This is a genomic window from Propionibacterium ruminifibrarum (genome assembly GCF_900289195.1).
Lineage (GTDB): Bacteria > Actinomycetota > Actinomycetes > Propionibacteriales > Propionibacteriaceae > Propionibacterium > Propionibacterium ruminifibrarum.
In genome coordinates this window covers 1-326 of the sequence record NZ_OMOH01000030.1, presented here as the reverse complement: position 1 = coordinate 326, position 326 = coordinate 1, and the positions used below count along the sequence as shown (strand labels likewise).

At 69.3% G+C, this 326-nt stretch carries 1 protein-coding gene; it reads right to left on the bottom strand.

What is annotated here, in order from left to right; all coding sequences use genetic code 11:
• Window positions 1-287: helix-turn-helix domain-containing protein (locus tag PROPJV5_RS12305; RefSeq protein ID WP_147385459.1), on the bottom strand; the 287-nt coding region annotated here is incomplete at its 3' end.
• Between the last annotated feature and the right edge of the window lie 39 nt (window positions 288-326).

Genomic DNA, 326 nt, shown 5'->3' with positions numbered 1-326 from the left:
ACACCACTGCGGGCCGCGAGCTGGACCGGCCCCTCCCTCAACCGCATCCGCAATGACACCACCCGCGCAGCGACCCGGTCAGGGGTCTTGTGCGGGCAGTGTCGCGGCCGAGATGAACGGTCCGACATCGGCTGGCCAGCGCGGTACCGGTCGGCCCAACGCTTGACCGTGGGCCACGAACACTGGAACCGGGCCGCGACCTCGCTGACCGGGTGACCGTGATCGACGACGAGCTGGGCGACCCGCAACCGGGCGCGCGGGGTCAGGGCTGCGTTAGCGTGAGACACAAGAGGGCCTTTCTGACAGTGGACGACTTCGCAATCCCC